This window comes from Streptomyces sp. NPDC000075 (assembly GCF_040301925.1).
Classification (GTDB): Bacteria; Actinomycetota; Actinomycetes; order Streptomycetales; family Streptomycetaceae; genus Streptomyces; species Streptomyces polychromogenes.
The window spans coordinates 14,991-41,433 of sequence record NZ_JBEPFL010000017.1 but is presented as its reverse complement, the minus strand read 5'-3'; the positions used below and the strand labels follow the sequence as shown (position 1 = coordinate 41,433).

Annotated in this window: 25 protein-coding genes; 13 read left to right on the top strand and 12 right to left on the bottom strand. The window is 74.6% G+C overall.

Features of this window, described 5'->3' with window-relative positions; genetic code table 11:
• The first annotated feature begins 122 nt into the window (after window positions 1-122).
• The 3 genes from ABT403_RS20610 (at window position 123) to ABT403_RS20600 (ending at window position 2,471) form a co-directional block, all read left to right on the top strand.
• Window positions 123-689, top strand: coding sequence for a DUF5134 domain-containing protein (locus ABT403_RS20610; RefSeq protein ID WP_344150583.1), 567 nt, complete (start codon window positions 123-125; stop codon window positions 687-689).
• A gap of 112 nt (window positions 690-801) precedes the next feature.
• Window positions 802-1,737, top strand: a complete 936-nt coding sequence (locus ABT403_RS20605) for a M56 family metallopeptidase (RefSeq protein ID WP_344150580.1) — start codon at window positions 802-804, stop codon at window positions 1,735-1,737.
• 110 nt (window positions 1,738-1,847) lie between these two features.
• A complete protein-coding gene (locus tag ABT403_RS20600) occupies window positions 1,848-2,471 on the top strand; it encodes a TetR/AcrR family transcriptional regulator (RefSeq protein ID WP_344150577.1) in 624 nt (207 codons plus the stop codon).
• A gap of 15 nt (window positions 2,472-2,486) precedes the next feature.
• Here the strand turns inward: ABT403_RS20600 and ABT403_RS20595 are convergent, their stop codons facing one another.
• On the bottom strand, window positions 2,487-3,974 hold the full coding sequence (locus ABT403_RS20595) for an LVIVD repeat-containing protein (RefSeq protein ID WP_344150574.1): 1,488 nt from the start codon (window positions 3,972-3,974) through the stop codon (window positions 2,487-2,489).
• 78 nt (window positions 3,975-4,052) lie between these two features.
• On the opposite strand from ABT403_RS20595, the gene ABT403_RS20590 reads away from it, so the two are divergent.
• Both ABT403_RS20590 and ABT403_RS20585 read left to right on the top strand, forming a co-directional pair.
• Entirely contained in the window at window positions 4,053-4,709 is a 657-nt protein-coding gene (locus ABT403_RS20590; RefSeq protein ID WP_344150571.1) for a DUF305 domain-containing protein, read from the top strand.
• A gap of 53 nt (window positions 4,710-4,762) precedes the next feature.
• On the top strand, window positions 4,763-6,121 hold the full coding sequence (locus tag ABT403_RS20585) for an FAD-dependent oxidoreductase (protein WP_344150568.1): 1,359 nt from the start codon (window positions 4,763-4,765) through the stop codon (window positions 6,119-6,121).
• 17 nt (window positions 6,122-6,138) lie between these two features.
• Here ABT403_RS20585 and ABT403_RS20580 read toward each other — a convergent pair whose 3' ends face one another.
• From ABT403_RS20580 to ABT403_RS20570, 3 genes are all read right to left on the bottom strand, one after another.
• Complete coding sequence (locus tag ABT403_RS20580; protein WP_344150565.1) at window positions 6,139-6,699, bottom strand: hypothetical protein; 561 nt, start codon at window positions 6,697-6,699, stop codon at window positions 6,139-6,141.
• Entirely contained in the window at window positions 6,696-7,094 is a 399-nt protein-coding gene (locus ABT403_RS20575; protein WP_344150562.1) for an ArsR/SmtB family transcription factor, read from the bottom strand. The genes ABT403_RS20580 and ABT403_RS20575 overlap by 4 nt, the downstream gene beginning before the upstream one ends.
• Before the next feature lie 121 nt (window positions 7,095-7,215).
• Window positions 7,216-8,316, bottom strand: coding sequence for an NADH:flavin oxidoreductase/NADH oxidase (locus ABT403_RS20570; RefSeq protein ID WP_344150559.1), 1,101 nt, complete (start codon window positions 8,314-8,316; stop codon window positions 7,216-7,218).
• A gap of 224 nt (window positions 8,317-8,540) precedes the next feature.
• Between ABT403_RS20570 and ABT403_RS20565 the strand changes: the two genes are divergently transcribed.
• The 6 genes from ABT403_RS20565 (at window position 8,541) to ABT403_RS20540 (ending at window position 15,184) form a co-directional block, all read left to right on the top strand.
• Window positions 8,541-9,629: a WD40/YVTN/BNR-like repeat-containing protein gene (locus tag ABT403_RS20565; RefSeq protein ID WP_344150556.1), complete on the top strand. Its 1,089-nt coding sequence runs from the start codon at window positions 8,541-8,543 to the stop codon at window positions 9,627-9,629.
• Between the two features lie 40 nt (window positions 9,630-9,669).
• Window positions 9,670-10,221 (top strand): GNAT family N-acetyltransferase, encoded by a 552-nt coding sequence (locus tag ABT403_RS20560; protein WP_344150553.1) that lies wholly within the window; start codon window positions 9,670-9,672, stop codon window positions 10,219-10,221.
• An 82-nt stretch (window positions 10,222-10,303) separates the two neighbouring features.
• Window positions 10,304-11,815, top strand: a complete 1,512-nt coding sequence (locus ABT403_RS20555; protein WP_344150550.1) for a type III PLP-dependent enzyme domain-containing protein — start codon at window positions 10,304-10,306, stop codon at window positions 11,813-11,815.
• Window positions 11,812-13,131, top strand: a complete 1,320-nt coding sequence (locus ABT403_RS20550; RefSeq protein ID WP_344150547.1) for a pyridoxal-phosphate dependent enzyme — start codon at window positions 11,812-11,814, stop codon at window positions 13,129-13,131. The genes ABT403_RS20555 and ABT403_RS20550 overlap by 4 nt, the downstream gene beginning before the upstream one ends.
• A gap of 1 nt (window position 13,132) precedes the next feature.
• Window positions 13,133-14,332, top strand: coding sequence for an aminotransferase class V-fold PLP-dependent enzyme (locus tag ABT403_RS20545; protein WP_344150544.1), 1,200 nt, complete (start codon window positions 13,133-13,135; stop codon window positions 14,330-14,332).
• Window positions 14,333-14,386: 54 nt separating this feature from the next.
• On the top strand, window positions 14,387-15,184 hold the full coding sequence (locus ABT403_RS20540; RefSeq protein WP_344150950.1) for a class I SAM-dependent methyltransferase: 798 nt from the start codon (window positions 14,387-14,389) through the stop codon (window positions 15,182-15,184).
• 22 nt (window positions 15,185-15,206) lie between these two features.
• On the opposite strand, the gene ABT403_RS20535 is transcribed toward ABT403_RS20540, so the two are convergent.
• Window positions 15,207-15,884, bottom strand: coding sequence for a uracil-DNA glycosylase (locus ABT403_RS20535; RefSeq protein WP_344150541.1), 678 nt, complete (start codon window positions 15,882-15,884; stop codon window positions 15,207-15,209).
• Window positions 15,885-16,070: 186 nt separating this feature from the next.
• Here ABT403_RS20535 and ABT403_RS20530 point away from each other — a divergent pair, with 186 nt between their 5' ends.
• Window positions 16,071-16,991, top strand: a complete 921-nt coding sequence (locus ABT403_RS20530) for a sirohydrochlorin chelatase (RefSeq protein WP_344150537.1) — start codon at window positions 16,071-16,073, stop codon at window positions 16,989-16,991.
• Between the two features lie 63 nt (window positions 16,992-17,054).
• On the opposite strand, the gene ABT403_RS20525 is transcribed toward ABT403_RS20530, so the two are convergent.
• The 4 genes from ABT403_RS20525 to ABT403_RS20510 form a co-directional block, all read right to left on the bottom strand.
• Entirely contained in the window at window positions 17,055-18,122 is a 1,068-nt protein-coding gene (locus tag ABT403_RS20525) for a lactonase family protein (protein WP_344150534.1), read from the bottom strand.
• 54 nt (window positions 18,123-18,176) lie between these two features.
• Window positions 18,177-19,316, bottom strand: a complete 1,140-nt coding sequence (locus ABT403_RS20520; protein WP_344150531.1) for a nitric oxide synthase oxygenase — start codon at window positions 19,314-19,316, stop codon at window positions 18,177-18,179.
• A gap of 211 nt (window positions 19,317-19,527) precedes the next feature.
• Complete coding sequence (locus ABT403_RS20515; RefSeq protein WP_344150528.1) at window positions 19,528-20,112, bottom strand: GNAT family N-acetyltransferase; 585 nt, start codon at window positions 20,110-20,112, stop codon at window positions 19,528-19,530.
• A 46-nt stretch (window positions 20,113-20,158) separates the two neighbouring features.
• Window positions 20,159-21,664: an FUSC family protein gene (locus ABT403_RS20510; protein WP_344150525.1), complete on the bottom strand. Its 1,506-nt coding sequence runs from the start codon at window positions 21,662-21,664 to the stop codon at window positions 20,159-20,161.
• Window positions 21,665-22,013: 349 nt separating this feature from the next.
• Here ABT403_RS20510 and ABT403_RS20505 point away from each other — a divergent pair, with 349 nt between their 5' ends.
• Window positions 22,014-23,681, top strand: coding sequence for an FAD-dependent monooxygenase (locus ABT403_RS20505; RefSeq protein WP_344150522.1), 1,668 nt, complete (start codon window positions 22,014-22,016; stop codon window positions 23,679-23,681).
• Between the two features lie 21 nt (window positions 23,682-23,702).
• Here the strand turns inward: ABT403_RS20505 and ABT403_RS20500 are convergent, their stop codons facing one another.
• The 3 genes from ABT403_RS20500 to ABT403_RS20490 form a co-directional block, all read right to left on the bottom strand.
• Window positions 23,703-24,125, bottom strand: coding sequence for a universal stress protein (locus ABT403_RS20500; protein WP_344150519.1), 423 nt, complete (start codon window positions 24,123-24,125; stop codon window positions 23,703-23,705).
• On the bottom strand, window positions 24,116-25,654 hold the full coding sequence (locus ABT403_RS20495; protein ID WP_344150516.1) for an APC family permease: 1,539 nt from the start codon (window positions 25,652-25,654) through the stop codon (window positions 24,116-24,118). The genes ABT403_RS20500 and ABT403_RS20495 overlap by 10 nt, the downstream gene beginning before the upstream one ends.
• A 111-nt stretch (window positions 25,655-25,765) precedes the next feature.
• Window positions 25,766-26,359: a histidine phosphatase family protein gene (locus ABT403_RS20490; RefSeq protein ID WP_344150513.1), complete on the bottom strand. Its 594-nt coding sequence runs from the start codon at window positions 26,357-26,359 to the stop codon at window positions 25,766-25,768.
• Window positions 26,360-26,443 lie beyond the last annotated feature (84 nt).

Genomic DNA, 26,443 nt, shown 5'->3' with positions numbered 1-26,443 from the left:
GCGACGGATCAGCGGCATATGACATGCCGCCGGGCTCTCAGAGAGCCTAACCCGGGCCCGCGTGAAGGGGGCGTGAGCAGGGCATCCCTTCCGGTGACGCCGACGAACCGGGAGGTTCCGCCGTGCACGGATCCGCGACGCCCCTCTCCGCCTCCGCCGCCTCCGCCTGGCTGCTGGTCCTGCTCTGCGCCGTGAGCGGCGCGTACTGCCTGCTGCGGGCGCGCAGAGCGGACCGCCGGGCGCGGGGCATGGCCGCCGGCGAGGCCGTGATGGGCTTCGGGATGGCGGCGATGGCCGTGCCGTCGGGGACGGGCCCGTGGGGGCCGCAACTCCTCCTCGCCGTCTGCTGCGCGGCCTCGGCGCACGCGCTGTGGCTGCTGCGCGGCGGCTGGCACCACGCCCACCACCTGGTCGGCACGCTCGCGATGGCGTACATGGCGCTGGCGATGACCGCCGGGCACGGTCACGGCCGGGAGGGCCTGCCGGCCGTGACCGGGGCGCTGCTCCTCTACTACGCCGGGTACGTCCTGCTGGGCGGGGCGCGGCTGGTGACGGGCGGCGGCCCGGCGTCCGTCCCGGGCGGCGTCGCGGGCCCGGGAGCGGCAGGGGCGGCAGGGGCCGGGGAACTCGTACGGGCCTGCCGACTGGCCATGGGGACGGGGATGTTGGCGATGCTGCTGAGCATGTGACGGGCCGCCGGACCGGGAGCCGCAGGGCCCCGGTCCGCGCCGGAACGTGTCCTGCGTCACCAATGCCCGCCGCCCTACCCGTAGGTAGTCCGCCGCTCATAGGCTGGCGGACATGATGGTCCCCGCCGCCCTTCTGCTGCTCGGCGCACTGACCGCGTTCCTCGCGCCGCGACTGCTGGCCCGCGCCCGGTGGCCCGAGCGGGAACCCGTGGTCGCGCTGTGGGTCTGGCAGTGTGTGGTGGGCGCGACGCTGCTGTGCCTGGGGCTGTCGATGCTGCTGAGCGCGGCCGCCGCCTGGCAGGCGGTGCGGGGGCGGCTGTTCGCGGCGGCCCCGCACGGGGTGGTGGACGCGTACGGGCTGGGCCCCGAGGGCGGACGCTGGGCCGCCGGCACGGCCCTGGCGCTGGCCTGCGGGGGGCTGTGGACCGGGGCGATGCTGACGCGGGAGGTGCTGCGGGCGCGGGCCCGGCGGCGCGCCCGGGGGGCCGAACTGCGGCTGCGCGCCCCGCTGCTGCCCGGGGAGGACCCGGCGGCGGCGCGGCTGGTGGTGCTGGAGGGGCCGCGTCCGGAGGCCTGGTGGCAGCCGGGTCCGGCGCCCCGGCTGGTGGTGACGACGGCGGCGCTGGGCCGGCTCAAGGGCAGTCAGCTGGACGCGGTGCTGGCGCACGAGCAGGGGCACGTGGCGGCCCGGCACGACTGGCTGCTGCACTGCTCGCGGGCGCTGTCGCGGGGGTTCCCGCAGGTGCCGGTGTTCGCGGCGTTCGAGGCGGAGATGGACCGGCTGGTGGAGCTGGCCGCCGACGACGTGGCCTCGCGTCGCTACGGGCGGCTGACGGTCGCGCTGGCGCTGGTCGGGCTGAACGAGGACCGGGGTGTCTTCGGCCCCGCCTCCGCCCAGGCGCACGTGCCCGAGCGGGTACGGAGGCTGCTGTCGGCCACGCCCCGGCTGTCGGCCGGGCGGCGGCTGAGGCTCACGGCACTGGCCACCCTGCTGCCGGCGATTCCGCTGGTGGTGGCCTTCGTACCGGGACTGAGCGCACTGGCCTGACCGGGCCCGGCCGCTGAACGCGCCCGCCCGAGGCGATCCCCCGCGTCGCCCCGGGCCGACGGCTTCGCGCTGAGTATATTGGCTCGAAGCCAGTCAACGCAGGAGTAAGCATGTCCCCGCGCAGCGCATCGGTCAATGAAGAATTGCGCAGACGTTCCCGGGAGCGGCTGCTGCAGGCTACGGTCGAACTGGTTGCCGAACGCGGCTACGAGGCCACCAAGCTCGGCGACATCGCCGACCGGGCCGGAGCGGCCCGCGGCCTGGTGTCGTACTACTTCCCCGGCAAGCGGCAGCTGCTCCAGTCGGCGGTGCACCGGCTGATGCACCTGACCCTGGACGAGGCCCTGGAGCGCGAGCCGCGCACCGACGACGGCCGGGAGCGGCTGGCCCGGGCGGTCGACGCGATCCTGGGACTGGCCCGGGACCAGCCCCGGCTGATGCGGACCCACATGGCCGGGATCCTCCAGGCGGAGGGGTTCATCCAGTGCCCGGAGCAGCAGCGGCTGGCGCACCTGCTCCGGGACACCGTCGTCCGGTACGGCTCGGCGGACGTGGACACCGACTACCCGATGCTGCGCGCGCTGCTGATGGGAGCGGTGGTCGCGGTCCTGCTGCCGGGGGCGCCGATGCCGGCGTCGCGGCTGCGGGCCGAGCTGTTCCAGCGGTACGGGCTGGAGTGGGAGCGGGGGTTCCCGCCGGACGGCGGGCCGCCCGGCGGAACCTTTCCTCCCTGAGGCCCCGGCGCGGGGTCAGTGGTACTCGGGCTGGGTCTGGACGTTGAGCCGGTCCATCCGCACCCGCTTGGCGCTGTCGGTGCGCCGGTCGTCGAGCCTGAGCACGTCGAGGCCCTTGACGATGTCGTTCGAGTAGATGTGCCCGTTGTAGTAGTACGCCGACCAGGAGCCGCCCAGGCCGAGCCGGTCGGTGGTCAGCGGGCCGCGCTCGAAGTAGCCGATCTCCCTGGGCTGCGCCGAGTCGGTGAAGTCCCAGACCGAGACCCCGCCCTGGTACCAGGCCTGGACCATGATGTCGCGGCCGTCGCCGACGGGGACCAGGGAGCCGTTGTGGGCCACGCAGTTCTCGGTGTCGGCCTGGTGACGGGGGATCTTGTAGTAGCCCCGGAAGACCAGTTTGCGCTGGTCGCCCGTGCCGGTGATGTCGTAGATCCCGTCGGCGCCCCGGTTGGGGCCGGTGGCCTCGTTGCAGGTGGCGGCGCCGCCACCGCCGAGCTCGTCGGTGAACACCACCTTGTCCGCGTCCTCGTTGAAGGTCGCCGAGTGCCAGAACGCGAAGTTCACGTTGTCCTGGACCCGGTCGATGACCCTCGGGTGCTCGGGCTCGCTGATGTCGAAGAGGATGCCGTCGCCCATGCAGGCGCCCGCGGCCAGGTCCTCGGACGGCAGCACGGTGATGTCGTGGCAGCCGGTGGTCTTGGAGACCCCGGGGTTGGTGGGCGCGCCGGGGTTGCCGCCGTCCGGGAAGAGCACCGGGAAGCCGACGACGGCGGCCTTGGTCGGGTCCTTCTTCGGGACCTTGACCACGGAGATGCCGTCGTGCGGGGGCTGGCAGTCGGGGAAGGCCTCGCTGGGCGAGTACGAGGAGACGTAGAGGTAGATGTCGCGGCCGCCCGGCACCAGGGTGTGGGTGTGCGATCCGCAGGCCGTCTCCACGGACTTGATGTACTTGGGGTTCTTCTTGTCCTTGATGTCGAAGATCTTGATGCCCTCCCACGAGGACTTCTCCGTGGCGGGCTGCGAGACGCTGTTGCAGGAGTCGTCGTTGCGGGAGGAGTCGGTGGAGAGGAACAGCAGGTCGCCGGAGACCGAGACGTCGTTCTGGCCGCCGGGGCAGAGCACCTGGGTGACGATCTTCGGGGTCTTGGGGTCGGCGATGTCGTAGATGGTGAAGCCGTCGTAGTTCCCCGCGTAGGCGTAGTCGCCCTGGAACGCGAGGTCGGTGTTGATGCCCTTGAGGCCGGCGTCGGGGACGTTGGCCAGGGGTTTGACGTTGGCGCTGTGCACGATCTCGTCCTGGCCGGGGATCTCCCCGGGGGCGAGTTCCCGGCCCGGCGCGGGGTCCGCGCTCAGCCGGGAGCCCGCGCCCGGGGAGGAGTCCCCGGGGTCGGGACTGGCGGCCGCCGGTCCGGCGGTGGCGAGGAGCGTAGTGAGGAGTCCGGCGGCCGCGAGGGCCGCCCCCAGACTCCGGTGGCGCACTCTGACGGTGTGCAGCAAGGTCACTGTGCCTCCCGTGGGGGCCCTGCGCTCCGTTCCCGGGCGGGGAAGCGGAACCTGGACCCCGGCAGTATCTTCCTTTTCATGGACATGGCAAACGCGTTACTCGGCCGATTCCTGGGGGCGGCCCTGGCCGCCTCACTCCTCCTCCCGCTCGCCGGCTGCACGAGCGGTGACGACGGCCCGCGGGCGGCCGGCGCCGGCTCGCCGGTCGTGGTCGCGCCGGGCAGACCGGGCGAGGACGCCCGCACCCTCTCCCCCGGAGAGGCGGCGAAGCGGCGGCCGGACGACAGCCCCAACGCCGCCGACCGGGCCTACGTCCGGCACATGATCGAACACCACCGGCAGGCCCTGACGATGAGCGGCCTGGCCCCTGAACGGGCCTCGTCGGACGGGGTGAAACGGCTCGCCGAGCGGATCGCCGCCGCGCAGGGGCCCGAGATCGGGGCCATGGAGAAGTGGCAGGCCCGCTACCCGGCGCCGGCCGGGGAATCCGGCGGGCACGACCACGGCGCGATGCCGGGCATGGCCACCGAACAGCAGCTGCGGGAGCTGACGGACGCCCGCGGCGGCGACTTCGACCGGCTCTTCCTCAGGCTGATGACCGCCCACCACGAGGGGGCGGTGACGATGGCGGGTGAGGCACTGGCCCAGGGGAACAACGGCGCCGTCGAGGAGATGGCGAACGAGGTGGTGGCCGTCCAGAGCGCCGAGATACACCGGATGCGCTCGATGGGCTGACGGGTGCGGGGGCCGGTGGCATGCTGGGGAGCACCTGCGGGAGGAGTGCCGCCGTGCTTCGTGTCGCCGTCGTCGGTTCGGGCCCCAGCGGGGTCTACGCCGCACAGACACTGGTCGAGCAACGTGAGGTCCCGGGCGTACGGGTCGACGTGCTGGACCGGCTGCCGGCTCCGTACGGCCTCGTCCGGTACGGGGTGGCCCCCGACCACGAGAAGATCAAGTCGCTGACCGGAAACCTGCGCGGGGTGCTGGAGGACGAGCGGATCCGGTTCCTGGGGAACGTGGAGGTCGGCGGCGAGCCGCTGACCACCGCCCGGATGCTGGAGCTGTACCACGCGGTGGTGTACTGCGTGGGCGCCGCACGGGACCGGCCGCTCGGGATCCCGGGCGAGGAACTGGCCGGGGTGCACTCCGCGACGGCCTTCGTGTCCTGGTACAGCGGGCACCCGGACGCCGGCTCCTTCGACCTGGGCGGGGTCCGCTCGGCGGTGGTCGTCGGGGCGGGCAACGTCGCGGTGGACGTGACCCGGATCCTGGCCCGGGGCGTACCGGAGCTGGAGCCCACCGACATGCCGCAGCCGGCGCTGGGGGCGCTCGCCCGCAGCGGGGTGCGCAGGGTGGCGATGGTCGCCCGGCGCGGCCCCTCGCAGGCCAAGTTCACCACCAAGGAGCTCCGGGAACTGGGCACCCTGCCCGGGGTGTACGTCCGTACGGACCCCGCCGAACTGGCCCTGGACCCGGCATACGCCGACCCGGCCGCGGCGCAGGCCCTGCCGGCGGTGGCCCGGCGCAACCTGGAGGCGCTGCGCGGCTGGGCCGGGGCGGAGCCGCCGGACGGGGAGGCGGGGCGGGAGATCGCGCTGCGCTTCTACCTGCGCCCGGTGGAGGTGCTGGGCGGCCCGGACGGCCGGGTCCGCGGGATGCGCTTCGAGCGGACCGCGCCGGACGGCCGGGGCGGGGTGAGCGGTACGGGCGCCTACGAGGACGTGGCGGCCGAACTGGTGCTGCGCTCGGTGGGCTACCGGGGCGTCCCCCTCCCCGGCCTGCCCTTCGACCCGGCCACCGGCACCGTCCCGCACGCGGCGGGCCGGGTGGTCCGCGCCGGGCGGGCCTCGGTCGGCGAGTACGTGGCGGGCTGGATCAAGCGCGGCCCGACGGGGGTGATCGGCACCAACCGCCCCTGCGCCAAGGAGACGGTCTCCTCCCTCCTCCAGGACGCCGCGGTCCTGGCCCGCCGCGACCTCCCCGGCGACCCCCTGGACGCCCTCGGCTCGGCGGGCCTGCGCCCGGTGGAATGGCCGGGCTGGCTCTCGATCGAGGCGGCCGAGGCGGAACTGGGCCGCTCCCTGGGCCGCCGCTCGGTCAAGATCCCCGACTGGCCGGGCCTGCGCACGGCGGCGGGCCTGGCGTAGGGCCGCGCGCCCGTGGCTCAGGTCACGCGGGCGGCGCGCGCCCGGCGCGCGGCCACCTCCTCCGCCGTCACGGGGACTTGGATGCGGTACACGTCGCCGACCCGCAGGTTGCCGGGCGTGCGGTACTCGCCGTACGTGCCGATGACCGAGACGGTCACCCGGGAGGCGGGCTGCCAGTACGTGCGGTAGTACGGCGTGTTCGCCGCGTACTCCGGGATCTCCACCAGGGGGACCCCCCGCCTCTCCAGCAGGCGCCGCAGCTTGTCGAACCGGATCCGGGGCGCGAACCGGCCGTACCGGGTGCGCAGGACACCGTCCACGAGGGCGCCCCTGCGGTACGCCAGCCGGTGCACCTGGACGCTGATGTGGTGCCCCTCCCACGGGTCACCGCCGTGGGAGCGCTGCCAGTGGAACTCCACGAGCCCGTAGTCGCGCGACAGGACGCCTCGGCCGGCGTTCTCCCCGCAGTCCGCTCCGAACACCTCGGCGACGCGCTCGGGAGAGTCGGCGGGGCCCAGGCCGAGCACGGTGCCGGTGGTGACGGCGTCCACGTAGAACGCCAGGGAGTACGGGGTCACGCGCGGCCTTCCCCCCGTGCGGGAACCCCCTCGACGGCCCGGGCCACCCGCTCGCCCCGCCTCGACTCCTGGGCGGCGGCCGCCGTCAGGAGGGTGTCGAGCAGGCCGGGGAAGAGGGACTGGAGGTCCTCGCGGCGCAGGCCGTTCATCTTGGCCGTGCCGCGGTAGGTCTGGCGGACGACCCCGCTCTCGCGCAGGACGCGGAAGTGGTGGGTGGTCGTCGACTTGGTGACCGGCAGGACGAAGTCCGAGCACGCCAGCTCGACCTCCCGGTCCGCCAGTTCGCGGACGATGGAGAGCCGCAGCGGGTCGGAGAGGGCGTGCAGGACGCCCTCCAGGCGGATCTCCTCGCGCTCGGGGTGGGCCAGGGCACGGGGCGCGTCACGTTCCGTCATGTCCTGCTCCGCTCCTTCGGGTTCCGGCCGGGCCGTGGGGCCGGGGTTCCCATGGTACGAGAACCTTCGTACGACCGGGCCGGGTGCGGCGCGGGAGCGGCCGTACCGCGCCGCACGCCGTTCACCAGGCGCGCTGGTACTGCCCGGGCACCGGGAGCTCCGCGCCCAGCTCCGCGGCCGCGCGGCGGGCCCAGTACGGGTCGCGCAGCAGCTCCCGGCCGAGGAGGACGGCGTCGGCCTCGCCGTTGGCCAGGATCTTCTCGGCCTGCTCCGGCTCGGTGATCAGCCCGACCGCGGCGACCGGCAGGGTGGTCTCGGCCTTGACGCGGGCCGCGAAGGGCACCTGGTAGCCGGGGCCCGTCGGGATCTTCACGCGGGGGGCGAGCCCGCCGGTGGAGACGTCGAGCAGGTCCACGCCGTGCTCCACGAGCAGGGCCGCCAGCCGGACCGTCTCGTCGGCGGTCCAGCCGTCCTCCTCCAGCCAGTCCGTGGCGGAGATCCGGAAGAACAGCGGGAGCTCCTCGGGCCACACGGCGCGGACGGCGTCGACGACCTCGAGGGCGAAGCGGGTGCGGTTCTCGAAGGAGCCGCCGTAGGAGTCGGTGCGCCGGTTGCTGTGCGGGGAGAGGAACTCCCCGATGAGGTAGCCGTGGGCCCCGTGGATCTCGAGCACCTCGTAGCCCGCGGCGCGTGCGCGCCCGGCGGCGGCCGCGAACTGGCCCGTGACCTCGTGGATCTCCTCGACGGTCAGCTCGTGCGGCACCGGGTGGCCCTCGTCGAACGCCACCGCGCTGGGGGCGCTGGGCTCCCAGCCGTGCGCCTCCTCGCCGACCGGTCCGCCGCCGTTCCAGGGCTGGTCGGTGGAGGCCTTGCGGCCGGCGTGGCCGATCTGGATGCCGGGCACCGCACCCCGGGACCTGACGTAGGAGGTGATCCGGCGCAGGGCCTCGACCTGGGTGTCGTTCCAGATGCCGAGGTCGTAGGGGCTGATCCGGCCCTCCGGGGAGACGGCGGTGGCCTCCTGGATGATCAGGCCGGTGCCGCCCACCGCACGGGCCGCGTAGTGCGCGAAGTGCCACTCCCCGGCCACGCCGGCGTTCGGGCCGAAGGCCTCGGCGCTGTACTGGCACATCGGCGCCATCCAGATCCGGTTCGGGACGGTCACCGACCGGAGGGTGTAGGGCTGGAAAAGGGCGGCGAAGGCGGCGGGTGCGGCACTCATGGGGTTCTCCAGACGTCACCGGACGCGCACCGGGGGTCGGCGCGGCGCTAAGTACGAGAGACACCGTACTACGGACTTTCTCGTAGTACGAGAGTTCCCGTACAAGCCTTGGCGGGGAGGGTGGGACGGCCGTCGGCCCCGCCTCGGCGGGCGTTGTCAGTGGGTGGGTGCAGACTGGCGGGAAAACCGCCGTATCGGGACAAGGACGTCCGGAGGTGTCGGCCATGACCGACGTGCTACTGCTCGCGGGGACCCGTAAGGGGCTGTTCATCGGCCGCCGCCGGGACTTCGGCCCGTGGGAGTTCGACGGGCCGCATTTCAACGCCCAGGCCGTCTCCGCCGTCGCCATCGACACCCGGGGTCCGGCCCCCCGGCTGCTGGTCGGTGGCGACAGCTCGCACTGGGGGCCGTCCGTCTTCAGCTCCGACGACCTGGGCGCGCGCTGGCGGGAGCCCGCCGCGCCCGCCGTGAAGTTCCCCAAGGACACCGGCGCCTCCCTGGAGCGGGTCTGGCAGCTGCACCCGGCCGGCCCGGAGGCCCCCGGCGTGGTCTACGCGGGGACGGAGCCGGCCGCGCTGTTCCGCTCGGCCGACCGGGGCGAGTCCTTCGAGCTGGTACGGCCGCTGTGGGAGCACCCCACCCGCTCCGCGTGGGTGCCGGGAGGCGGCGGCGAGGGGCTGCACACGGTGATCACCGACCCGGCCGACCCGGACGCGGTGACGGTCGCGGTCTCCACCGCCGGGGTGTTCCGCACCCGGGACGGCGGCGCCAGCTGGAGCCCGTCCAACCACGGGGTCTCGGCGGTGTTCCTGCCCGATCCGCACCCCGAGTTCGGCCAGTGCGTCCACAAGATCGCCCAGGACGCCGGGGACCCCGACCGGCTCTACCTCCAGAACCACTGGGGGGTCTACCGCAGCGACGACGCGGGCGCCGCGTGGACGGACATCGGCTCCGGCCTGCCCTCCGACTTCGGCTTCGCCGTCGCCGCCCACCCGCACCGCCCGGACACCGCCTACGTCTTCCCGCTCAACGCCGACTCCGACCGGGTCCCGGCCGGGCACCGCTGCCGCGTCTTCCGCACCCGCGACGCCGGCGCCACCTGGGAACCGCTGGCGAAGGGGCTGCCGGACGGGGACCACTACGGCACGGTGCTGCGGGACGCCCTGTGCACGGACGACGCCGACCCGGCGGGCGTCTACTTCGGCAACCGCAACGGCGAGCTGTACGCCAGCCACGACGACGGCGACACCTGGCGGCTGCTGGCCGGACACCTCCCGGACGTGCTCTGCGTACGCGCCGCCGTACTGCCCTGACCGGCGCCCGGCGGGCCGCGCGTCTGGGAGGCTGGCGGGCATGAACGCCCACCCGCCGCCGCAGCTGCGGCAGTTGACCCGCCCGGACGAGGTCACCCCACGGCTCCGGGAGGAGCTGATCGACTGCTGGGAGGCGGTGGTCAACTCCGGCGGCGCGGTCATCGCCGCCGAGTTCCCCCTGCCTCCCGTGAGCCGGACCGACGTCGCCCCCGTGGTCGACGGGCTGGTCCGCGCCCTCGACCCCGGCCTCGGACGGATGCTCGTCGCCACCGTCGGCGGCGCGCTGGCCGGCTGGCTGGTCGTCCGCCGCGACCGCCACCCGCTCGTGGCCCACCGGGGCGCCGTCAACCACGTGCAGACCCTGCCCCGGCTGCGCGGCCGCGGGATCGCCACCGCCCTGATGGAACGGGCCACGGCCGTCGCGCGCGAGGAGATGGGCCTGGAGCGGCTGGCGATCGCCGTCCGGGGCGGCGCCGGCCTGGAGGAGTTCTACCGGCGGCTGGGCTGGACGGAAGTCGGCCGGTGGCCGGGCGCCCTGCGGGTCGCGCCCGGCGACGACCGGGACGAGATCCTGATGAGCCTCGTCCTCTGACAAAAATGCCCCGCGGGGGTTACGGTCTTATGACCGTTTGCCGACACCGGTACGCATTCCTCGGCGGAGAGGAACAGCTGGGATGAGCAACGACCCCTCGTACGGCGACCCTTCGCACGGCGGCACCTCGTCACCCCCCTTGTACCTGGAACCGAGACTCGCACCGCGCACGGCGGCCCTCCTGGGGTCGCCGGCGTTCCTGCACACCCTCGTCGACGCCCTCGGCTCCCCCCTCAACGTGATCCTGCCCGACCAGATCGCCGACAACGTCCGCGGCTTCCGCGCGGTGTTCGCCCGCCACCAGCTCGCCGGGCGGATCTTCTTCGCGCACAAGGCGAACCGCTCCAGCGCCCTCGTCCGCCGGCTGACCACCACCGGCGCGGCCCTCGACGCCGCCTCGCTCGCCGAGTTGCAGCACGCTCTCGGTTCCGGCTTCGCCGGGGCCGACCTCATGGCGACCGGCCCCAAGGACCCCGAGTTCCTCTGGCTCGCCGCGCGCGCCGGGGCGCTGGTCAACGCCGACGGCCCCGGCGAACTGGAGCGGGCGGCGGCCCTCGTCCGCGACCGCGGACTGCCGCAGCTGCGCGTCCTGGTGCGGCTCTCCGGGTTCGAGGCGCCCGGGGCCCGGCGGCTCTCGCGCCGCAGCCGCTTCGGCACCTCGGTGAAGTCCCTGCACCACCTGCTCGACGTCCTCGACCGCCACCGCGCCGAGCTGGACCCCGTCGGAGTCGGCTACCACCTGGACACCACCAGCGTGGAGGAGAAGGCGGCGGCCCTGGAGGGCTGCCTGCACGCGATGGAGGAGTTACGGGTCCGGGGCTTCACGCCGAGGGCCGTGGACGTGGGCGGCGGCTTCGGCGTCGGCTACCTGGCCCACGCCGCCCAGTGGGAGCGCTACACCACCGAGCTGACCCGCGCCGTCATGGGCGCCCGCCCGCCCCTCACCTGGGGTGGCCACGGCTACGGCCTGCGCGCCGAGAACGGCACCCTGCGCGGCGCGCTCGGCCTCTACCCGGCCCACCGGCCCACCGCCGGTCCCGGCTACCTCGACGAACTCCTCTCGCACCCGGCACCGGGACTGGGCCGCCCGCTGGGCACCCTGCTCCTGGAGGGCCTCTACGACCTCTACGCCGAACCCGGCCGCGCCCTGGCCGACCAGTGCGGGCTCACCCTGGGCAGGGTGCTGGAGGTGCGGCCCTCCGACACCGGGGAGCCGCTGGTGCGCCTCGCGCTCAACGCCGGGGACGTCAGCCTGGAGGACCACGGCGTCCTCGTGGACCCGGTGGTCCTGCCCCGCGACCCCGCCCCGCCGCCGGCGGACGCCCCGGTGGCGGTGCACCTCATGGGCAACCTCTGCCTGGAATCGGACCTGATCACCCGCCGGACGGTCTTCCTGCCCCGGCCGCCGCGCCCCGGCGACCTGCTCGCCTTCGCCAACACCGCCGGGTACTGCATGGACTTCGGCGCCACGCGCGCGCAGGGGCAGGCGATCGCACGGAAGGTGGCCGTCCACCGGGAGGAGGACGGCGCCTGGCAGTGGTGCCTGGACGAGCAGTACTGGCCGCTCACACGTACGGGGGAAGCTCAGGGATGAGGTACGACAGCATCACCGAGGCCATCGGCGGGACACCGCTGGTCCGCATCGACCCGGCCGTCCACGGCCTGCGCCACATCGACCTCTACGCCAAGCTGGAGATGCTCAACCCCTTCGGCTCGCTCAAGGACCGGGCCGCCTGGAACATGACCCGCGACCGGCTCGCCGGTGCCGCCGAGCGGGGCGAGACGGTCGTGGAGCTCTCCAGCGGCAACACCGCCAAAGCGCTGGCCCTGATCTCCGGCCTGCACGGGCTGCCGTTCAAGAGCGTCACCAACCGGATGCGGATACCCGAGGTCAAGGAGCTGCTCCTGCTGCTCGGCGCCGAGATCGAGGAACTCCCCGGCCGCAGCGAGTGCCTCGACCCGGCCGACGAGGACGATCCGCTGACCCTCTTCCACCGGCAGCTGAACCTGCCCGGCAGCGCCCACCTGCACACCGACCAGTACTTCAACGCCCTCAACACCGAGGCGCACGCCGCCGGGACCGGCCCGGAGATCATCGCGGACCTCGACGGCCGGGCCCCCGACTGGTTCGTCGCCTGCGTGGGCACGGCCGGCTCCTCCACCGGGGTGGCGCGGGCGCTGCGCGCCCACGACCCGGCGGTGCGCGTCATCGGCCTGGTCGGGGAGAAGTCGGACTTCATCCCGGGCATCCGCACCATCGACGAGGTGCAGGAGGTCGGGATCTTCGACCCGGCCACGTACGACACCCTGGAGCCGGTGACCTCCGACGAGGCCATCGAGGGGATGCTGACGCTGCTGCGCCGCTGCGGGCTGCTGGCCGGCCCGACCGGCGGGGCCGCGTACTTCGGCGCGGTGCGCCATCTGCGGGAGCTCGACGCCGGGCTGACGGAGCGCAGGACGGCCGTGTTCATCGTCTGCGACCGGGTGGAGAGCTACGTCGGCTACATCCGCCGGCGCCGCCCGGACCTGCTGGGGCTGCCGCCCGTGCGGAACTCGGTCGCCACGCTGACCGAGGCCGAGGTGGCCTCGGCCGCCGTCATCGGCGTCGACGAGGCCCGCGCGTGGATCGGGGAACGGCACCCGCTGGTCGTGGACCTGCGCGGCCCGTTCGCGTACGCCGCGCTGCACATCGAGGGGTCGGTGAACATCGTGGACGAGCTCTTCGACGAACTCGTGCGGGGCGGGCTGCCGTTCGGCCGGAGCCGGCCGGTCCTGCTGGCCTGCCCGGTCGGCGAGAAGTCGGCCCGGTACGCGGCCCTGCTGACCCGCATGGGCCACCCCGACGTGCGCAGCCTGGCCGGCGGGATCATCGCCTGGCGGGACGCCGGTGCCCCCCTGGTGCGTGACTGACATGGCCGCTCCCGCCACCGAGCTGGCGGCGCTCGCCGACTGGCAGCGTCCGCTGCGCGCCCAGTTCCCGATCATCGAGGGCCACCCGGGTCTCACCTATCTGGACAGCGCCGCGACCTCCCAGAAGCCACAGCCCGTCCTGGACGCCGTGCAGACGTACCTGACCACCTCCAACGCCAACGCGGCCCGCGGCTCCTACCCCTGGGCCAACACCACGACGGCGCTGGTGGAGAACGCCCGGGAGCGGGTCAAGCGCTTCCTGGGCGATCCGGACCCGGAGCGGTCCTCGGTCCACTTCACCAGCGGGACCACGGAGGGGCTGCGGACCGTCGCGCGGGACTGGCTGCCGGCCCTGCTCGTCGACGGCGACGAGATCGTCGTCCCGTTCGCCGACCACCAGGCGAACCTGTCGCCGTGGCTGGAGGCCCGTGACCTGCTGGCCCGCCGGGGGGTGCGGGTGCGGGTCCGGGAGCTGCCGTACCAGGCGGCCTCGGGGGACTACGATCCGCGGGCGCTCGCGGCGGTCACCGGGCCGCGGACCCGTTTCGTGGCCGCCACGCACGTCCACCACGTCTACGGCGTCGACATGAACGTGCACCGGATCCGGCAGGTGGTCGGCCCGCAGGTGCCGATCTGTCTGGACGCGGCGCAGAGCGTCGGCCACCTGCCGGTCTCGGTGGCCGGCCTCGACGTGGACTTCGTGGTGTTCTCGGGGCACAAGGCGATGGCGCTGCCCGGGACCGGTGCGGTCTGGGCGCGCGGGCTGCGGGGGCCGCGCCTGCGGCCCGGCGGCTGGAGCGGCACCCCCAACACGGCCGGGATCGCCAGCCTGACGGCGGCGCTGGACTGGCTGGACGCCGCCGGCACCGGCCGGATCGAGCGCTGGACGGTGGCGCTGACGGCGCTGCTGACCGACGGGCTGGACCGGATGGACGCCTACGAGGTGCTCGGCTGCCGGACCAGCCTGGCGGCGGGGTCGCGGGTCCAGCGGCGCCGCAGCCTGGTCACCTTCCGGCACCGCGGGATCGACTCACGGGACCTCGGGTTCATCCTTTTCAGCCACGGGTTCATGGTGCGGACGGACGGCCACTGTCAGGCCGGACACGACGGGCGGGAGGGCTCGGTGCGCGTCAGCCTGCACGTCCACAACACCCCGGAGGAGGTACGGGAACTCCTCGCGGCCCTCGCCAGTCTGCAATGATTTCCATGAGCGGGACGTGGCTTCGGTGGCGGAGGCAGTGCGAGCGGCATGGGCATGGGCATGGGCGCGGGCATGGGCGTGGGTGCGGGCGTGAGCGGTGTGAGTACGGGGACGGCGGCGCGCTGGGTGGAGCGCTGGGAGCGCCAGCAGCGGCTGTACGCGGTCGACCGGGAGGAGAGGTTCACGGTCATCGCCGACCTCGTCGAGCAGGTGGCGGGCGGGCTGCCCGCCCCGCTGGTGCTCGACCTGGGCAGCGGACCCGGGTGCCTGGCCGCCCGGCTGGCCGCCCGGCTGCCGGGCGCGGAGGTGGTCGCGGTCGACTCGGACCCGCTGCTGCTGGAGCTCGGCAGCGCCCACTACGGCCGGGCGCTGCGCTACGTCAACGCGATGATCGGCGAGCCCGGCTGGCTCGGCCGGCTGGGGCTGGACCGCCCGGCGGACGCCGTGGTGTCGGCGACCGCCCTGCACTACCTGGGCGAGGGAACGCTGCGGCAGGTGTACGGGGAGCTGGCCGGGCTGCTGCGGCCCGGCGGGATCCTGGTCAACGGGGACCACATCAGCCCGGACTCGGCCAGGGTGTCCGAGCTCGCCCGGGACGTCGGGCGCCGCCACGCCGAGCGCCACGCGGTGTGCGCGTACGAGGAGGACTGGGAGTCCTGGTGGTCGGGCGCGGCGGGTGACCCGGAGCTGGCCCCCCTGCTCTCGCGCGACGGCGAGGGCGGGCGGGCCCCCTGCGAGGGCAACGACCTCACGGTTTCCGGCCACGTCGCGCTGCTGCGCGAGGCGGGGTTCCCGCACGTGGGGGCCGTCTGGCAGGTCGGCCCGAGCCACGTCCTGGCCGCCGTCCGCTGACGGCGGCCGGCGGGCGGAGACCTTAAGGCAGGCGCCAGTCCACGGGCTGGGCGCCGCCCCCGACGAGCAGTTCGTTGGCCCGGCTGAAGGGGCGGGAGCCGAAGAAGCCGCGGTCGGCAGACATGGGCGAGGGGTGCGCCGACTCGATCGCCGGGAGGTTGCCGAGCAGCGGCCGCAGGTTGCGGGCGTCGCGGCCCCAGAGGATGGACACCAGCGGCTTGCCGCGGGCGGCGAGCGCCCGGATGGCCTGCTCGGTGACCTCCTCCCAGCCCTTGCCCCGGTGACCGCCCGTCTTGCGCGGGGCGGTGGTCAGCGCCCGGTTGAGCAGCAGCACGCCCTGCCTGGTCCAGGGGGTGAGGTCCCCGTTGGAGGGCCGGGGCAGGCCCAGGTCGGTGTGCATCTCGCGGAAGATGTTCTCCAGGCTGCCCGGTACCGGGCTCACCTCGGGGGCGACCGAGAAGCTCAGCCCGATGGCGTGGCCGGGCGTCGGGTAGGGGTCCTGTCCGACGATCAGCACGCGGACGTCGTCGAAGGGCTGCTGGAACGCGCGCAGGACGTTCGGCCCGGAGGGCAGGTAGGTCCGGCCGGCCGCTATCTCGGCGCGGAGGAAGTCCCCCATGCCCGCGATGCGGTGCGCGACGGGTTCCAGGGCCTTCGCCCAGCCCGCTTCGACAAGTTCGTTCAAGGGTCGTGGTGCCACGCTGCGTCACTCTACTGGGTCACACTGACAGGGCGTTACCGGTACGTTCCGTCGACCGCCGCTCGCCGTCCGTGAGTTGATCCGGTTGAACCGTGTATGACATTCAACGGATAAATGAGGACAGATGCCACCTGGGCGGGCCCTGCCCGAACACCTGGTTCCGATAAGCCAGTAGCATGCGGCGCCATGAGCTCCCCCACTGGGCCCGCAAACGGCCTGCCCGTACGAATGCCGCGACCCCGCCAGACCGGACGGCACCGCCGGCCCGAGCCCGCGGTGGCGCCCGAGGGCGCGCCCGCGCTGGTGCTCGCCGTGCCCGGTGCCCCCTCGTCCGCCTCGCGCAGCCTCGCCGAGGAGATCCTCAGCATCGGCCGCTCCGAGCTGCCCGGCCTGGACGCCCGGATCGGATTCCTGGAGGGCGAGGACGGCGAGGGGAGCGAGTTCCCCTCGCTGTCCGGCGTGCTGAGCGCCGTCGCCGAGGAGCGGACCGTGCGCGCGGAGTTCGCCCGCGCCGCCGGTCACGAGGTGCCCGCGCCCACCGGGCCGGACGCCGTGGTGGTGCCCCTGCTGGCCGGTCCGGACGCCGACCTGCTGCGCCGGATGCGCCAGGCTCTGATGGACTCCTCGGCCGCCGCCGAGCTGGCCGACGTCCTCGGCCCGCACCCGCTGCTGGCCGAGGGCCTGCACGTGCGCCTCTCGGAGGCCGGCCTGGCCCGCGCCGACCGCGCCCGTCTCTTCACCGTGGCCACCGCCGCCGACGGCATCATCCTGGCCACCACCGGTGGCGAGGAGGCCGTCCAGGCCGCCGGGATCACCGGCATGCTGCTCGCCGCCCGGCTCGCGGTGCCCGTGATGGCCGCCGCCCTGGACCAGGAGGGCTCGGTGGCCGCCGTCGCCGCCGAGCTGCGCGGCGCGGGGGCCGTCCAGCTGGCGCTGGCGCCCTACCTGATCGGCCCGGAGGCGGCCGAGGGGCTGCTGGACACGGCCTGCAAGGAGGCCGACTGCGCCACCGCCGAGGTGCTCGGCGCCTACTCGGCGCTCGGCAAGCTCGCGGTCGCCCAGTACAGCGCGGCCCTCGGGCTCCAGCTGGGGGCTCCCGCCCAGTAAGGCGTTCGGGAAGGGCCCGCCCGGGATGTTCCCGGGCGGGCCCTTGCGCGTGTCCGGCCGGCCTCAGCCGAAGACCACGCAGGTGGCGGCCGGCGCGGCCAGGGAGCCGGCCCGGACGAGGCGGCCGGTGTCCGGGTCCACGTCGAACCAGGTGACGTCCCCCGAGCGCTCGTTGGCCGCGTAGAGGCGGCGGCCCGAGGGGTCCGCCGCGAGGTCGCGCGGCCAGCGGCCGCCGCAGCCGACGGTGCCGGCGGGGCGCGGCTCCCCGGGCCCGCCGGCGAGCGAGAAGGTGACCAGGGCGTCGGCCCCGCGCACCGCCGCCCACAGGAAGCGGCCGTCGGGCGAGACCGTGATCGCCGAGGGATAGGCCCGTACGCCGTCCAGGAGGCCCTCCGGGGCGATGGGCACCTCCGCGACCGGGTCGAGCAGCCCCGCGTCCGCGTTCCAGCGGCAGACGGTCAGCAGCGGCTCCAGCTCGTGCAGTACGTAGACCACCTCGCCCGCCGGGTGGAAGGCGAGGTGGCGCGGACCGGTCCCGGCGCGCAGCACGGCCCGGGCGTGGACCCGGAGTTCACCGGTGGCCGGGTCGAGGAGGCAGACCCGTACGGTGTCGGTGCCGAGGTCCACACCGAGGACCCAGCGGCCGGTGGGGTCGGGCAGCACCTGGTGGGCGTGCGGGCCCGCCTGGCGCTCGGGGTCGGGGCCGGAGCCCTCGCACGGGAGGACGGCCGCGGGGCCGGAGAGGCCGCCGTCGTCGGCGATCGGCAGGCTGCCGAGGCTGCCGGAGGTGTAGTGGGCGGTCAGCAGCCGGCGCCCGGCCACGGCGAGATGGGTCGGGCCCGATCCGCCCACCGGGACGGGGGCGCCGAGCGGGACGAGTCCCCCGGCGGTGGGGCGGAAGGCGCCCGCCGTACCCCGCTCGGTCTCGCTCACCGCGTAGAGCACGCCGGTGGCGGGGTCGAGCGCGAGGTACGAGGGGTCCGGCAGGGAGCCCTCCGCCGAGAGCGGGGTCAGCGCTCCGGTGGCCGGATCCACGGCCGCGGTGATGACACCGCGGCCGCCCCCCGAGGTGAACGAGCCGATGTAGGCCCGGTGTCCGCCGCCGTGGTCCGTGCTGTGGCCGCCGTCCACCGGTGCCCCTCTCCGTCGTCCCGGATCCGTTCCGAGCCGACCGTAACAGAAGGTCTAGACCAAGTCCCGCCCCCAGGCCCGTTCCTGCGCGCCCTCGTGGTGGACGTACGCGGTCGCGCTCGGCCGGTCCTCGTAGGTGCGGTGGAAGACGGGGGTGGCCGACCCGGAGATGGGGGGGACGATCCAGGACCAGTCGGCGCCCACCTCGCGGCCCTTGCGCTCCTCGCGCTCCAGGTGCGAGAGGAACCGCCGGGACTCGGTGTGGTGGTCGGCGATGGTGACCCCGGCCCGGTCGAAGGAGTCCAGCACGGCCCGGTTCAGCTCGACCAGGGCCCGGTCCTTCCAGAGCGAGCGGTCGCTGGAGACGTCCAGTCCGAGCCTGCGGGCGACGGCCGGGAGGAGGTTGTAGCGGTCGGTGTCGGCCAGGTTGCGGGCGCCGATCTCGGTGCCCATGTACCACCCGTTGAAGGGGGCGGCGGGGTAGTGGATCCCGCCGACCTCCAAGCACATGTTGGAGATGGCCGGAACCGCGTGCCAGCGCAGCCCCCAGTCCGACCAGTCGTCCCGCCCGTCGGGGTGGCGGATCGGCACCTCCAGCACGGCGTCGGCGGGGGTGTCGAACCAGCGGGGCTTGTCGTCGACGCCCTGGACCACCAGCGGGAGGAGGTCGAAGGGGGTCCCCGGGCCGCCCTCCCAGCCGAGCCGCAGCAGGGCCTCGGTGAGCCGTCTGTTGCGCGCGTCGCCGACGGTTATCGAGGGGTGGTCCCCGTAGCCGGCGTAACGCACCAGCTGCTCGCTCCAGATCAGCGGGCCCGGCCGGCCCGGGGCGTCCGGGGCGAAGACCGTGATGGTGGGCCGGACCCGGCCACCGTTCGTCGCCTCGCGCAGGTGCTCGAAGCACTCGGCGGCGATGTCCTCGGCGTCCGTCAGCCCGCGCCGGTCGCGCACGCGCAGCGAGTTCCAGTAGAGCCGGCCTATGCAGCGGTTGCTGTTGCGCCAGGCCACCCGGGCCCCGTGGACCAGCTCCTCGGGGGTGTGGCGGTAGGTGCCGGTCTCCGCGAGTTCGGCCCGAACGGCGGCGAGCCGGGCGCGCGGATCACCGGCCTGCGGATTCTCCCGGTGGAAGAGCCGGATGAACTCCTCGGCTTCCTCCCACACCTGAGCGTCGCTCGAGTGCTTCTGCAGAATTTCCATTCCGGGCGGTTACCCCCTGTCCGGACAGATCCACCCTGTACTTGCCGGATGAATGTGCAATGAACAATCACCCGTTGTACATGCGGCAGGTCAGCGCCGGGCTCCTCGCGCGGACGGAACACCCTTCCGAGTGATCTTCAAGCGTTGGCCTGCGGTCGGGCGGTGGGGCCGCGTACCATCCCCGGCATCCCGGATCGCCGGAACCGGGGCCTCAGTCACAGGGGCGGCTCATGAACAACGCCCGCTCCCCCGCCGCCGGCGTGCCGTCGTAGAGGGCGGTGTCCAGGCCGCAGAGGGTGAAACCCATGCGCCGGTAGGCGTGCACGGCGGGGGCGTTGACGGAGCTGACCTCCAGCCACAGGTGCGCGGCGCCGAGTTCGCGGGCGAAGCCGGCCGCGCGGTCCATCAGGGCCCGGCCGATGCCGCGGCCGCGGTGGGCGGGGGCGACCTCGATGTCCTCAATGGTCAGGCGCCGGTTCCAGGGGGCGTAGCGGACGGCGGCGAACCCGCACAGGGTGGCGCCGTCGAGGGCGACGAAGGTGCGGGCGTGCCCGGTGCCGTCCTCCTCCGGCTCCCCCGGACCGCCGGGCTCCTCCGGCTCGTCCGGCTCGTCCGGCGGGAAGACCTTGTGGAGCGGCGGGTCCACCGGCACCTCGCGGAGGGTGAACCCGGTGGCGGAGCAGTCCACTTCGAAGACGGTCCGGGTGTGGAAGGAGCCGTCGAGGGCTTCGATGGCCGCCCGGTCCCCGGGGCGGGCGGTGCGGAACTCGACGGTCGGGGCGCCTGGGGTGGTCATGGCCCCGACCGTACCCCCGACCGCCGCCGGGCGGGGGCGGTCCGCGTCAGGCCGTGACGGCCAGCGGGGCGCGCGGGTCGGTGCGCAGCGGGGTGGCGAGGGCGGCCAGGGCCGTCTCCAGGCCGTGCAGGTGGGCCAGGGCCGGCTCGGCTCCGGCGGGACCGGCCGGGGTGGCGGGGGCGGTGTTCGCCGTGGCGCCCTGCGGGGCGGTGAGCGCCTCCACGGCGGCCTCGACCCGCCAGCAGGCGGCGGCGAGGCGGGCGTCGTGGGAGGCCTGGGGGTCGGCGGCGACGGAGACGAGGCCGCGGACCTCGCGGGCGCAGTCGTCGAGCAGGGCCAGGACCTGGCGGGCGCGGGCCTTGCGGGCGCGCAGCGGGCTCAGCGGGTGGACCAGGGGCGCGAGCGCCATCCGCACCCGGGCCAGGAGCAGCTCCAGCTCGGCGGCGTGCGGGGCGGGGTCGGCGTCGGGGTCGCCCGCGAGGCGGTCGAGGGAGGCCGCGGTGGAGGCCCGTACGCAGTGCAGGGCGCGCTGGATCCAGGCGTCGTTGGCGGCGTGCGTGGTGACCGGGAGGATCAGGGTGACGCCGAGGGCCGCGCCCAGGGCGCCGACGGCGGTCTCCTCGAAGCGCAGGAGCAGCAGCCCGGGGTGCAGGACGCCGAGGAGCCCGTAGAGCAGTCCGGCCATGACCGTGACGAAGAACATCATCCAGGAGTACGAGGGGGCGGCCGTGTAGAAGATGCCGAAGACGCAGACGGCGACCAGCGCGGCGGTGGGCGCGGGCGCTCCGTGCAGGGGTACGGCGATCAGCAGGCCGGCGGCGATGCCGGTGACGGTGCCCAGGACCCGGCGGAAGCCGCGGACCAGGGTCTCGCCGCGCGAGGCGGTGTTGACGAAGATCCACCAGGCGGTGCCGACGGCCCAGTACCAGCGGTCCTCGGACAGGATCTGGCCGATGGCCAGGGCGAAGCCGCAGGCGGCCGTGGCCTGGAAGGCCTGGCGGGTGGTGGGCCGGGCGAGGCCGGTGCCGGGCAGCGGCGGCGGGGCGGCGGCCGGGGGCGTCCGGCGCTCGATGGGCCACAGCACGAACCGCACGGCGCCGGCCGACAGGAGCGCCAGGGCGACGGCGGCGAACAGCTCGGGCAGCTGCGCGGGCCGGGCGTGCAGGAACTGGGTGACGAAGAACATCATGAAGGCGAAGATGCCGAGGGCGTGCCCGCGCGGCCCCCACCGGCGGGCGTAGACCCCGGCGAAGACGACGGCGAGCCAGGCCGCGTCGCGCACGGGCGGCATGCCGTGCAGGGTGGTGGCCAGGACCAGGACGGGGAACCCGGCGACGGGCAGCAGGGCGGTGGTCACCCGCTGGGCCCGGACGTCCGCGTCGAGGACGGTGAACAGCGCGAGCAGGGCCGCGAGCCCGCCGGTGATGGACGCGGTCAGCGAGAGCCCGGCCACTTCGGCGACGGCGACGGCCAGCCCGGTGCCGATCACCGCGCGCGTCGAGTTCCTGAGCCTGGCGTGCCCCGGATCCGGAGCCGTGAACATCCTCTTCATGGCGGTGTGCCGCCCCCCTCGGAGTGGTGCGCGCCGTGCCGGTGTCCGCCCGGGGGTGGTGGGCAGCGTACGGGCACGGCGAAGGCGCCGCGCTCCGGTCCGGCGTCGTTGCCGGCCGGCGTCGCGCGGCGCCGAAAGTACATGGATACGACACAGATAAGCATCCGCAGGGGCATTGGCTCAAGGCGGGCTCCTCCCGCTGGGCCATTGGCCCCGCCCTGTGCGTACATTTCCGGCCACCGGCGGGCCAACGGATCGGCTGCGCGCCGGGGTGTCCCCGGCGCTCCCCCCGGCGCTCCCCCGACGCGCCCGGTGGCGGGGCGGCGGCGCGGGTGGCCACGATGGACGCATGAAGGGCGCGGCGGTGGACGTGCTCGTCGTCGGTGCGGGCCCGGTGGGGCTGACGGCGGCGGTGGAGCTGCGCAGGCGCGGGGTGTCCTGCCGGATCGTGGACCGGCTGCCGGGGCGGCTGCCGTACGCGAAGGCCGTGGGGATCCAGCCGCGCACGCTGGAGCTGTGGGACCGGATGGGGCTGGTCGCGGACGTGCTGGAGACGGCGGTCCCGCTGCGCGGGCAGCTGGTCTACGTCGACGGCGAAGAGCGGGAGACGTTGCGGATGGCGCTGCCGCCGGAGGTGCCGTACGGGTTCGCGGCGCTGCCGCAGTACGAGACGGAGCGGATCCTGGAAGCCTTCCTGGCCCGCTTCGGCACCGGGATCGAGCGCGGCACCGAGCTGGTGTCCTTCACGCAGGACGACGGCGGGGTGAACGTCCTGTTGACGGGACCGGACGGCGGCGAGGAGCTGCGGAGCGGGTACCTGGTGGGCTGCGACGGGGCGCACAGCACCGTGCGCAAGGGGCTGGGGCTGTCCTTCGGGGGCGGGGCCTTCCCCGAGGAGTACATGCTGGCCGACGTCGAGGTCGGCTGGGACCTGCCGTACGGGTACACCGTCCGGGCGGTGCACCACGACGCCGGCGGGGAGGTCGACGACCTGCTGGTCTGCATCCCGCTGCCCGGTCCCGGCCGCTACCGGATGTCCATGCTGGTGCCGCCGGAGCTCTCCGCGGCGGCCGCGCCGGAGGCCGGCGACGGGGTGGGGCACGGGCTGGAGGGCTCCCGGGCCCCCGCGCTCGGGGACGTCCAGGCGGTCCTGGACCGGATGTCGCCCCGGCCGGTCACCGCTTCCGCGATGCGCTGGTCGTCGGTGTTCCGGATCAGCCACCGCCTCGTGGACCGGTACTCCGAGGGGCGGGTCTTCGTCGCCGGGGACGCGGCGCACATCCATCCGCCGACGGGTGCGCAGGGGATGAACACCGGCATCCAGGACGCCTGGAACCTGGCCTGGAAGCTCGCCCTGGCCGTCGGCGGCTGCGCGCACCCGGGGCTGCTCGCCAGTTATGACGCCGAGCGCCGGCCGGTCGGCGAGGAGGTCGTCGGCCGCACGGTGCGCCACGCCCGCCTGACCGCCGGGGCGGCCGGCCGGGAGACGGCGGCGCTGCTGCGCGAGGCCCAGCTGCTGGTGGGCTATCCCGACAGCCCGGTCGTCCGGCCTCCGGATCCCGGGACGGCCGACGGCTCCGGGCCGGCCGACGGCTCCAGGCCGGCCGACGGCTCCGGGCCGGGGCCCGGCGAGCGGGCCCCCGACTGCGGCGGGCTGGCCGGGGAGATCCCCGCCTATCCGCTGCGGCTCCACGACCTGCTGAGGGACCGCGAGCACGTGCTGCTGGTGTACACCGACGGTGCGTGGGACTCGTTCGTTCCCCGACTCGCCGCACTGACGGGCGGGTTGCCGGCGGGGCGGCTCACGGCGTACGCGGTCCTCACCGAGGGCGGGACCGCGCCCGCCGGGGCCACGCCGTTCCCGGTGTACCGCGACGCGCGCGGCGAGTTCGCGCTGCGCTACGGGGTGCGGGAGGCGACGGCCTTCGTGGTCCGCCCGGACGGCTACCTGGGCGCCCGGCTGTGCCCGCCGACGGCCGCGGGGCTGGCCGGATACCTCGCGGGGGTCTTCGCCTGACGGGTACGGCTACGGGTGCGGCTACGGCTCCGGCTCGGTGGGGACGCACAGCACCGGAACCGGGGAGAGGTGCAGGAGCTTGTGCGGGGTCGAGCCGAGGAGGGCGCCCCGGATGGGGCTGTCGCCCCAGGTGCCGACGATGATGACCCGGGCGTCGTGGTGTGCGGCGGCGGCGAGCAGTGCCTGGGCCGGCTTGTCGTCCATCACCTCGACGGTCGAGGGGACCCCCGCCTCGTCGGCGGCTTCGACGGCCCGGGCGAGGGCGCTGCGGCCCGCCTGGAGTACGGCCTCGCGGTGAGCCCGGTACTCCTCGCCGGCGGCGCCGGGGGCGGCCGCGCCGTAGACGAGGACCAGTGGTTCCCCGAAGGCGGTGGCCACCTCCAGCGCGACGCGCAGGGCGCGCTCGGCGCCGGGCGACTCGTCGTACCCGAGGACTACGGACATCCGGGGCCTCCTCTGTTCTTCCCGCGGACGAGGGCCGGGTCGACGACGCCCCGGCGCTCCTGCCAGAACCTGCCGTCGCGGATCCGCCAGAAGCACATCAGGAGGACGCCGGCGACCGCGATGCCGATGCCGATGACCAGGGGCGGGCCGAGGCCGAACCAGGAGACCCCGCTGGCCGAGTTCCGCGGGTTGGACATGTCCTGGACGGACTCCACCAGCAGCCAGGCCAGCAGTCCGGCGCCGACCAGCGGGCCGACGCCGATCAGGAGGAGGTTGTGCGCGTTCTCCAGCAGGTGGCGGCGGTAGTAGACGGCGCAGGCCAGGCCGGTGAGGGCGTAGTAGAAGGCGATGAGCAGGGAGAGCGCGGTGAGGGAGTCGAGGAGGGCGTTCTCGCTGATCTGGTTGACGGCCAGGTACCAGACGATGGCGATGGCGGCCACCCACCAGGTGCTGACGTCCGGGGTGTGGAAGCGGTGGTGGATGTGGGCGAGCTGCGGGGGCAGGGCGTGCCGGCGGGCCATGGACAGGGCGGTGCGGGAGGCCGGGATGATCGTCGTCTGGGTGGAGGCGAGGGCGGAGGTGCAGACGGCGAGGAGGACCATCCAGTCCCAGCCGCCCATCACCTCGTGCGCGAGGACGGCGAAGATCGCCTCCTCCTCGCCGGCGTTCTCGGACAGGAACTTCGTCCCCGCGTAGGCGACGATGGCGAAGCCGACGGACAGGTAGGTGACGAGCAGCACCAGGGTGGACCAGATGCCGGCCTTGCCGGGGGCGGTGGCGGAGTCCTCGACCTCTTCCGTGAGGTTGACGGCCGACTCCCAGCCCCAGTAGATGAACACGCCGAGCAGCAGGCCTCCGGTGAGGGCGCTGCCGCCGGCGCCGAAGGGGTTGAGCCAGGTGACGGAGGGGTGGAGGGCGTCGAGGGTGCTGGTGCCGGCGTAGACCCGGTAGATGGCGACGACGGCGAAGACCAGGAGGAAGAGGACCTGGGCGAGGATGAGGACGTCCTGGAAGTGGGCCGACAGCTCGGTGCCGATGACGCAGACCGCGGTCATGGCGAGGATCAGCACCACGGTGAGGGTCTGGCGGACCACGGTGTTGGCCGCCAGGCCGTCGAGGCCGAAGGCCAGCAGCCCGAAGTGGACGGCGACGTCGGCGAGGGAGCCGATGACGAGGACGCCGGTCATGGTGATGGCCCAGCCGCCGAGCCAGCCCGCCCACGGGCCCATCGCGCGGGTCACCCAGGAGAAGGTGGTGCCGCAGTCCTGGTCGACCTTGTTGAGGTAGTAGAAGGCGGCGGCGATGAGCAGCATCGGGACGAACGAGGCCAGCATCACGCCCGGGGCGTAGATCCCGGCGATGGCGACGATGGGGCCGATGACGGCGGCCAGGGAGTACGCGGGCGAGGTCGAGTTCAGGCCGATGACGAGCGCGTCGAGGAAGCCGATCGCGCCGGCCTGGAGGGTGTCCTCGCCGGAGTCGGCGCCGGGGAGGGTGCCCTCCGGCCGGCCGTGGTCGCCCTGGTCCATGTACGCATCGTCACGCGCGGGGCGGTGGCGCGCGAGGCGGCACGGGGCGTCCGGGTGGCGGCGGCCCGCGCCGCGGGCGGGGCGGGGTGGGGCGGGCCGCCGGGCCGGGTCTCAGGGGCGGGTGTTCCAGCCCGCGATCACCGGGAGGCCGTGTTCCGTGGAGAGTTCGCTGACCGTGCCCGTACGCAGGAGGAACAGGCGGCCCGCCTCCGGGGGCAGGCCCAGGTAGCGGGCGGTCAGGACGCGCAGGAAGTGGCCGTGGGCGACGAGGACCACGTCCCCCTTGCCGGCGCGCAGCACCTCCGCGGCCCGGGCCAGGACGCGGTCCGCGCGCGCGCCGACCTGGGCGGCGTCCTCCCCCGGGTGCCGGGCGTCGCCCGGCGGGACGCCGTCGGTCCACAGGGACCAGTCGGGCCGGGTCCGCTGGATCTCGGCCGTGGTGATGCCCTCGTAGCCGCCGTAGTCCCACTCGTGGAGGTCGGGGTCGGGGACCCCGTCGGTCAGCCCCGCGAGTTCGGCCGTCGCCACGGCCCGGCTCAGCGGGCTGGTCAGCACCAGGGCGGGGTCGCGGTCACGGAAGTAGGGGGCCAGCGAGAGGGCCTCGTCGGCCCCGCGCGCGGTCAGCGGGACGTCGGTGAGCCCGGTGTGCCGCCCGTTGGCGCTCCACGCCGTCTCCCCGTGCCTCACCAGCAGCAGATCACTCATGTCCCGGACCCTACGGGGCGGTCCTCGCGCCCGGCACGTCGGCCCGGTGGAGCGGGGCGGGCGTGTCACCGCCGGACGTGCCGG

Excerpts from the sequence above, each read along its gene's own strand:
- ABT403_RS20605 (WP_344150580.1), top strand. The coding sequence starts at position 802 with ATGATGGTCCCCGCCGCCCTTCTGCTGCTCGGCGCACTGACCGCGTTC.
- ABT403_RS20600 (WP_344150577.1), top strand. The coding sequence starts at position 1,848 with ATGTCCCCGCGCAGCGCATCGGTCAATGAAGAATTGCGCAGACGTTCC.
- ABT403_RS20590 (WP_344150571.1), top strand. The coding sequence starts at position 4,053 with ATGGACATGGCAAACGCGTTACTCGGCCGATTCCTGGGGGCGGCCCTG.
- ABT403_RS20575 (WP_344150562.1), bottom strand. The coding sequence starts at position 7,094 with ATGACGGAACGTGACGCGCCCCGTGCCCTGGCCCACCCCGAGCGCGAG.
- ABT403_RS20570 (WP_344150559.1), bottom strand. The coding sequence starts at position 8,316 with ATGAGTGCCGCACCCGCCGCCTTCGCCGCCCTTTTCCAGCCCTACACC.
- ABT403_RS20565 (WP_344150556.1), top strand. The coding sequence starts at position 8,541 with ATGACCGACGTGCTACTGCTCGCGGGGACCCGTAAGGGGCTGTTCATC.
- ABT403_RS20560 (WP_344150553.1), top strand. The coding sequence starts at position 9,670 with ATGAACGCCCACCCGCCGCCGCAGCTGCGGCAGTTGACCCGCCCGGAC.
- ABT403_RS20555 (WP_344150550.1), top strand. The coding sequence starts at position 10,304 with ATGAGCAACGACCCCTCGTACGGCGACCCTTCGCACGGCGGCACCTCG.
- ABT403_RS20550 (WP_344150547.1), top strand. The coding sequence starts at position 11,812 with ATGAGGTACGACAGCATCACCGAGGCCATCGGCGGGACACCGCTGGTC.
- ABT403_RS20545 (WP_344150544.1), top strand. The coding sequence starts at position 13,133 with ATGGCCGCTCCCGCCACCGAGCTGGCGGCGCTCGCCGACTGGCAGCGT.
- ABT403_RS20540 (WP_344150950.1), top strand. The coding sequence starts at position 14,387 with ATGGGCATGGGCGCGGGCATGGGCGTGGGTGCGGGCGTGAGCGGTGTG.
- ABT403_RS20530 (WP_344150537.1), top strand. The coding sequence starts at position 16,071 with ATGAGCTCCCCCACTGGGCCCGCAAACGGCCTGCCCGTACGAATGCCG.
- ABT403_RS20520 (WP_344150531.1), bottom strand. The coding sequence starts at position 19,316 with ATGGAAATTCTGCAGAAGCACTCGAGCGACGCTCAGGTGTGGGAGGAA.
- ABT403_RS20515 (WP_344150528.1), bottom strand. The coding sequence starts at position 20,112 with ATGACCACCCCAGGCGCCCCGACCGTCGAGTTCCGCACCGCCCGCCCC.
- ABT403_RS20510 (WP_344150525.1), bottom strand. The coding sequence starts at position 21,664 with ATGAAGAGGATGTTCACGGCTCCGGATCCGGGGCACGCCAGGCTCAGG.
- ABT403_RS20505 (WP_344150522.1), top strand. The coding sequence starts at position 22,014 with ATGAAGGGCGCGGCGGTGGACGTGCTCGTCGTCGGTGCGGGCCCGGTG.
- ABT403_RS20500 (WP_344150519.1), bottom strand. The coding sequence starts at position 24,125 with ATGTCCGTAGTCCTCGGGTACGACGAGTCGCCCGGCGCCGAGCGCGCC.
- ABT403_RS20495 (WP_344150516.1), bottom strand. The coding sequence starts at position 25,654 with ATGGACCAGGGCGACCACGGCCGGCCGGAGGGCACCCTCCCCGGCGCC.
- ABT403_RS20490 (WP_344150513.1), bottom strand. The coding sequence starts at position 26,359 with ATGAGTGATCTGCTGCTGGTGAGGCACGGGGAGACGGCGTGGAGCGCC.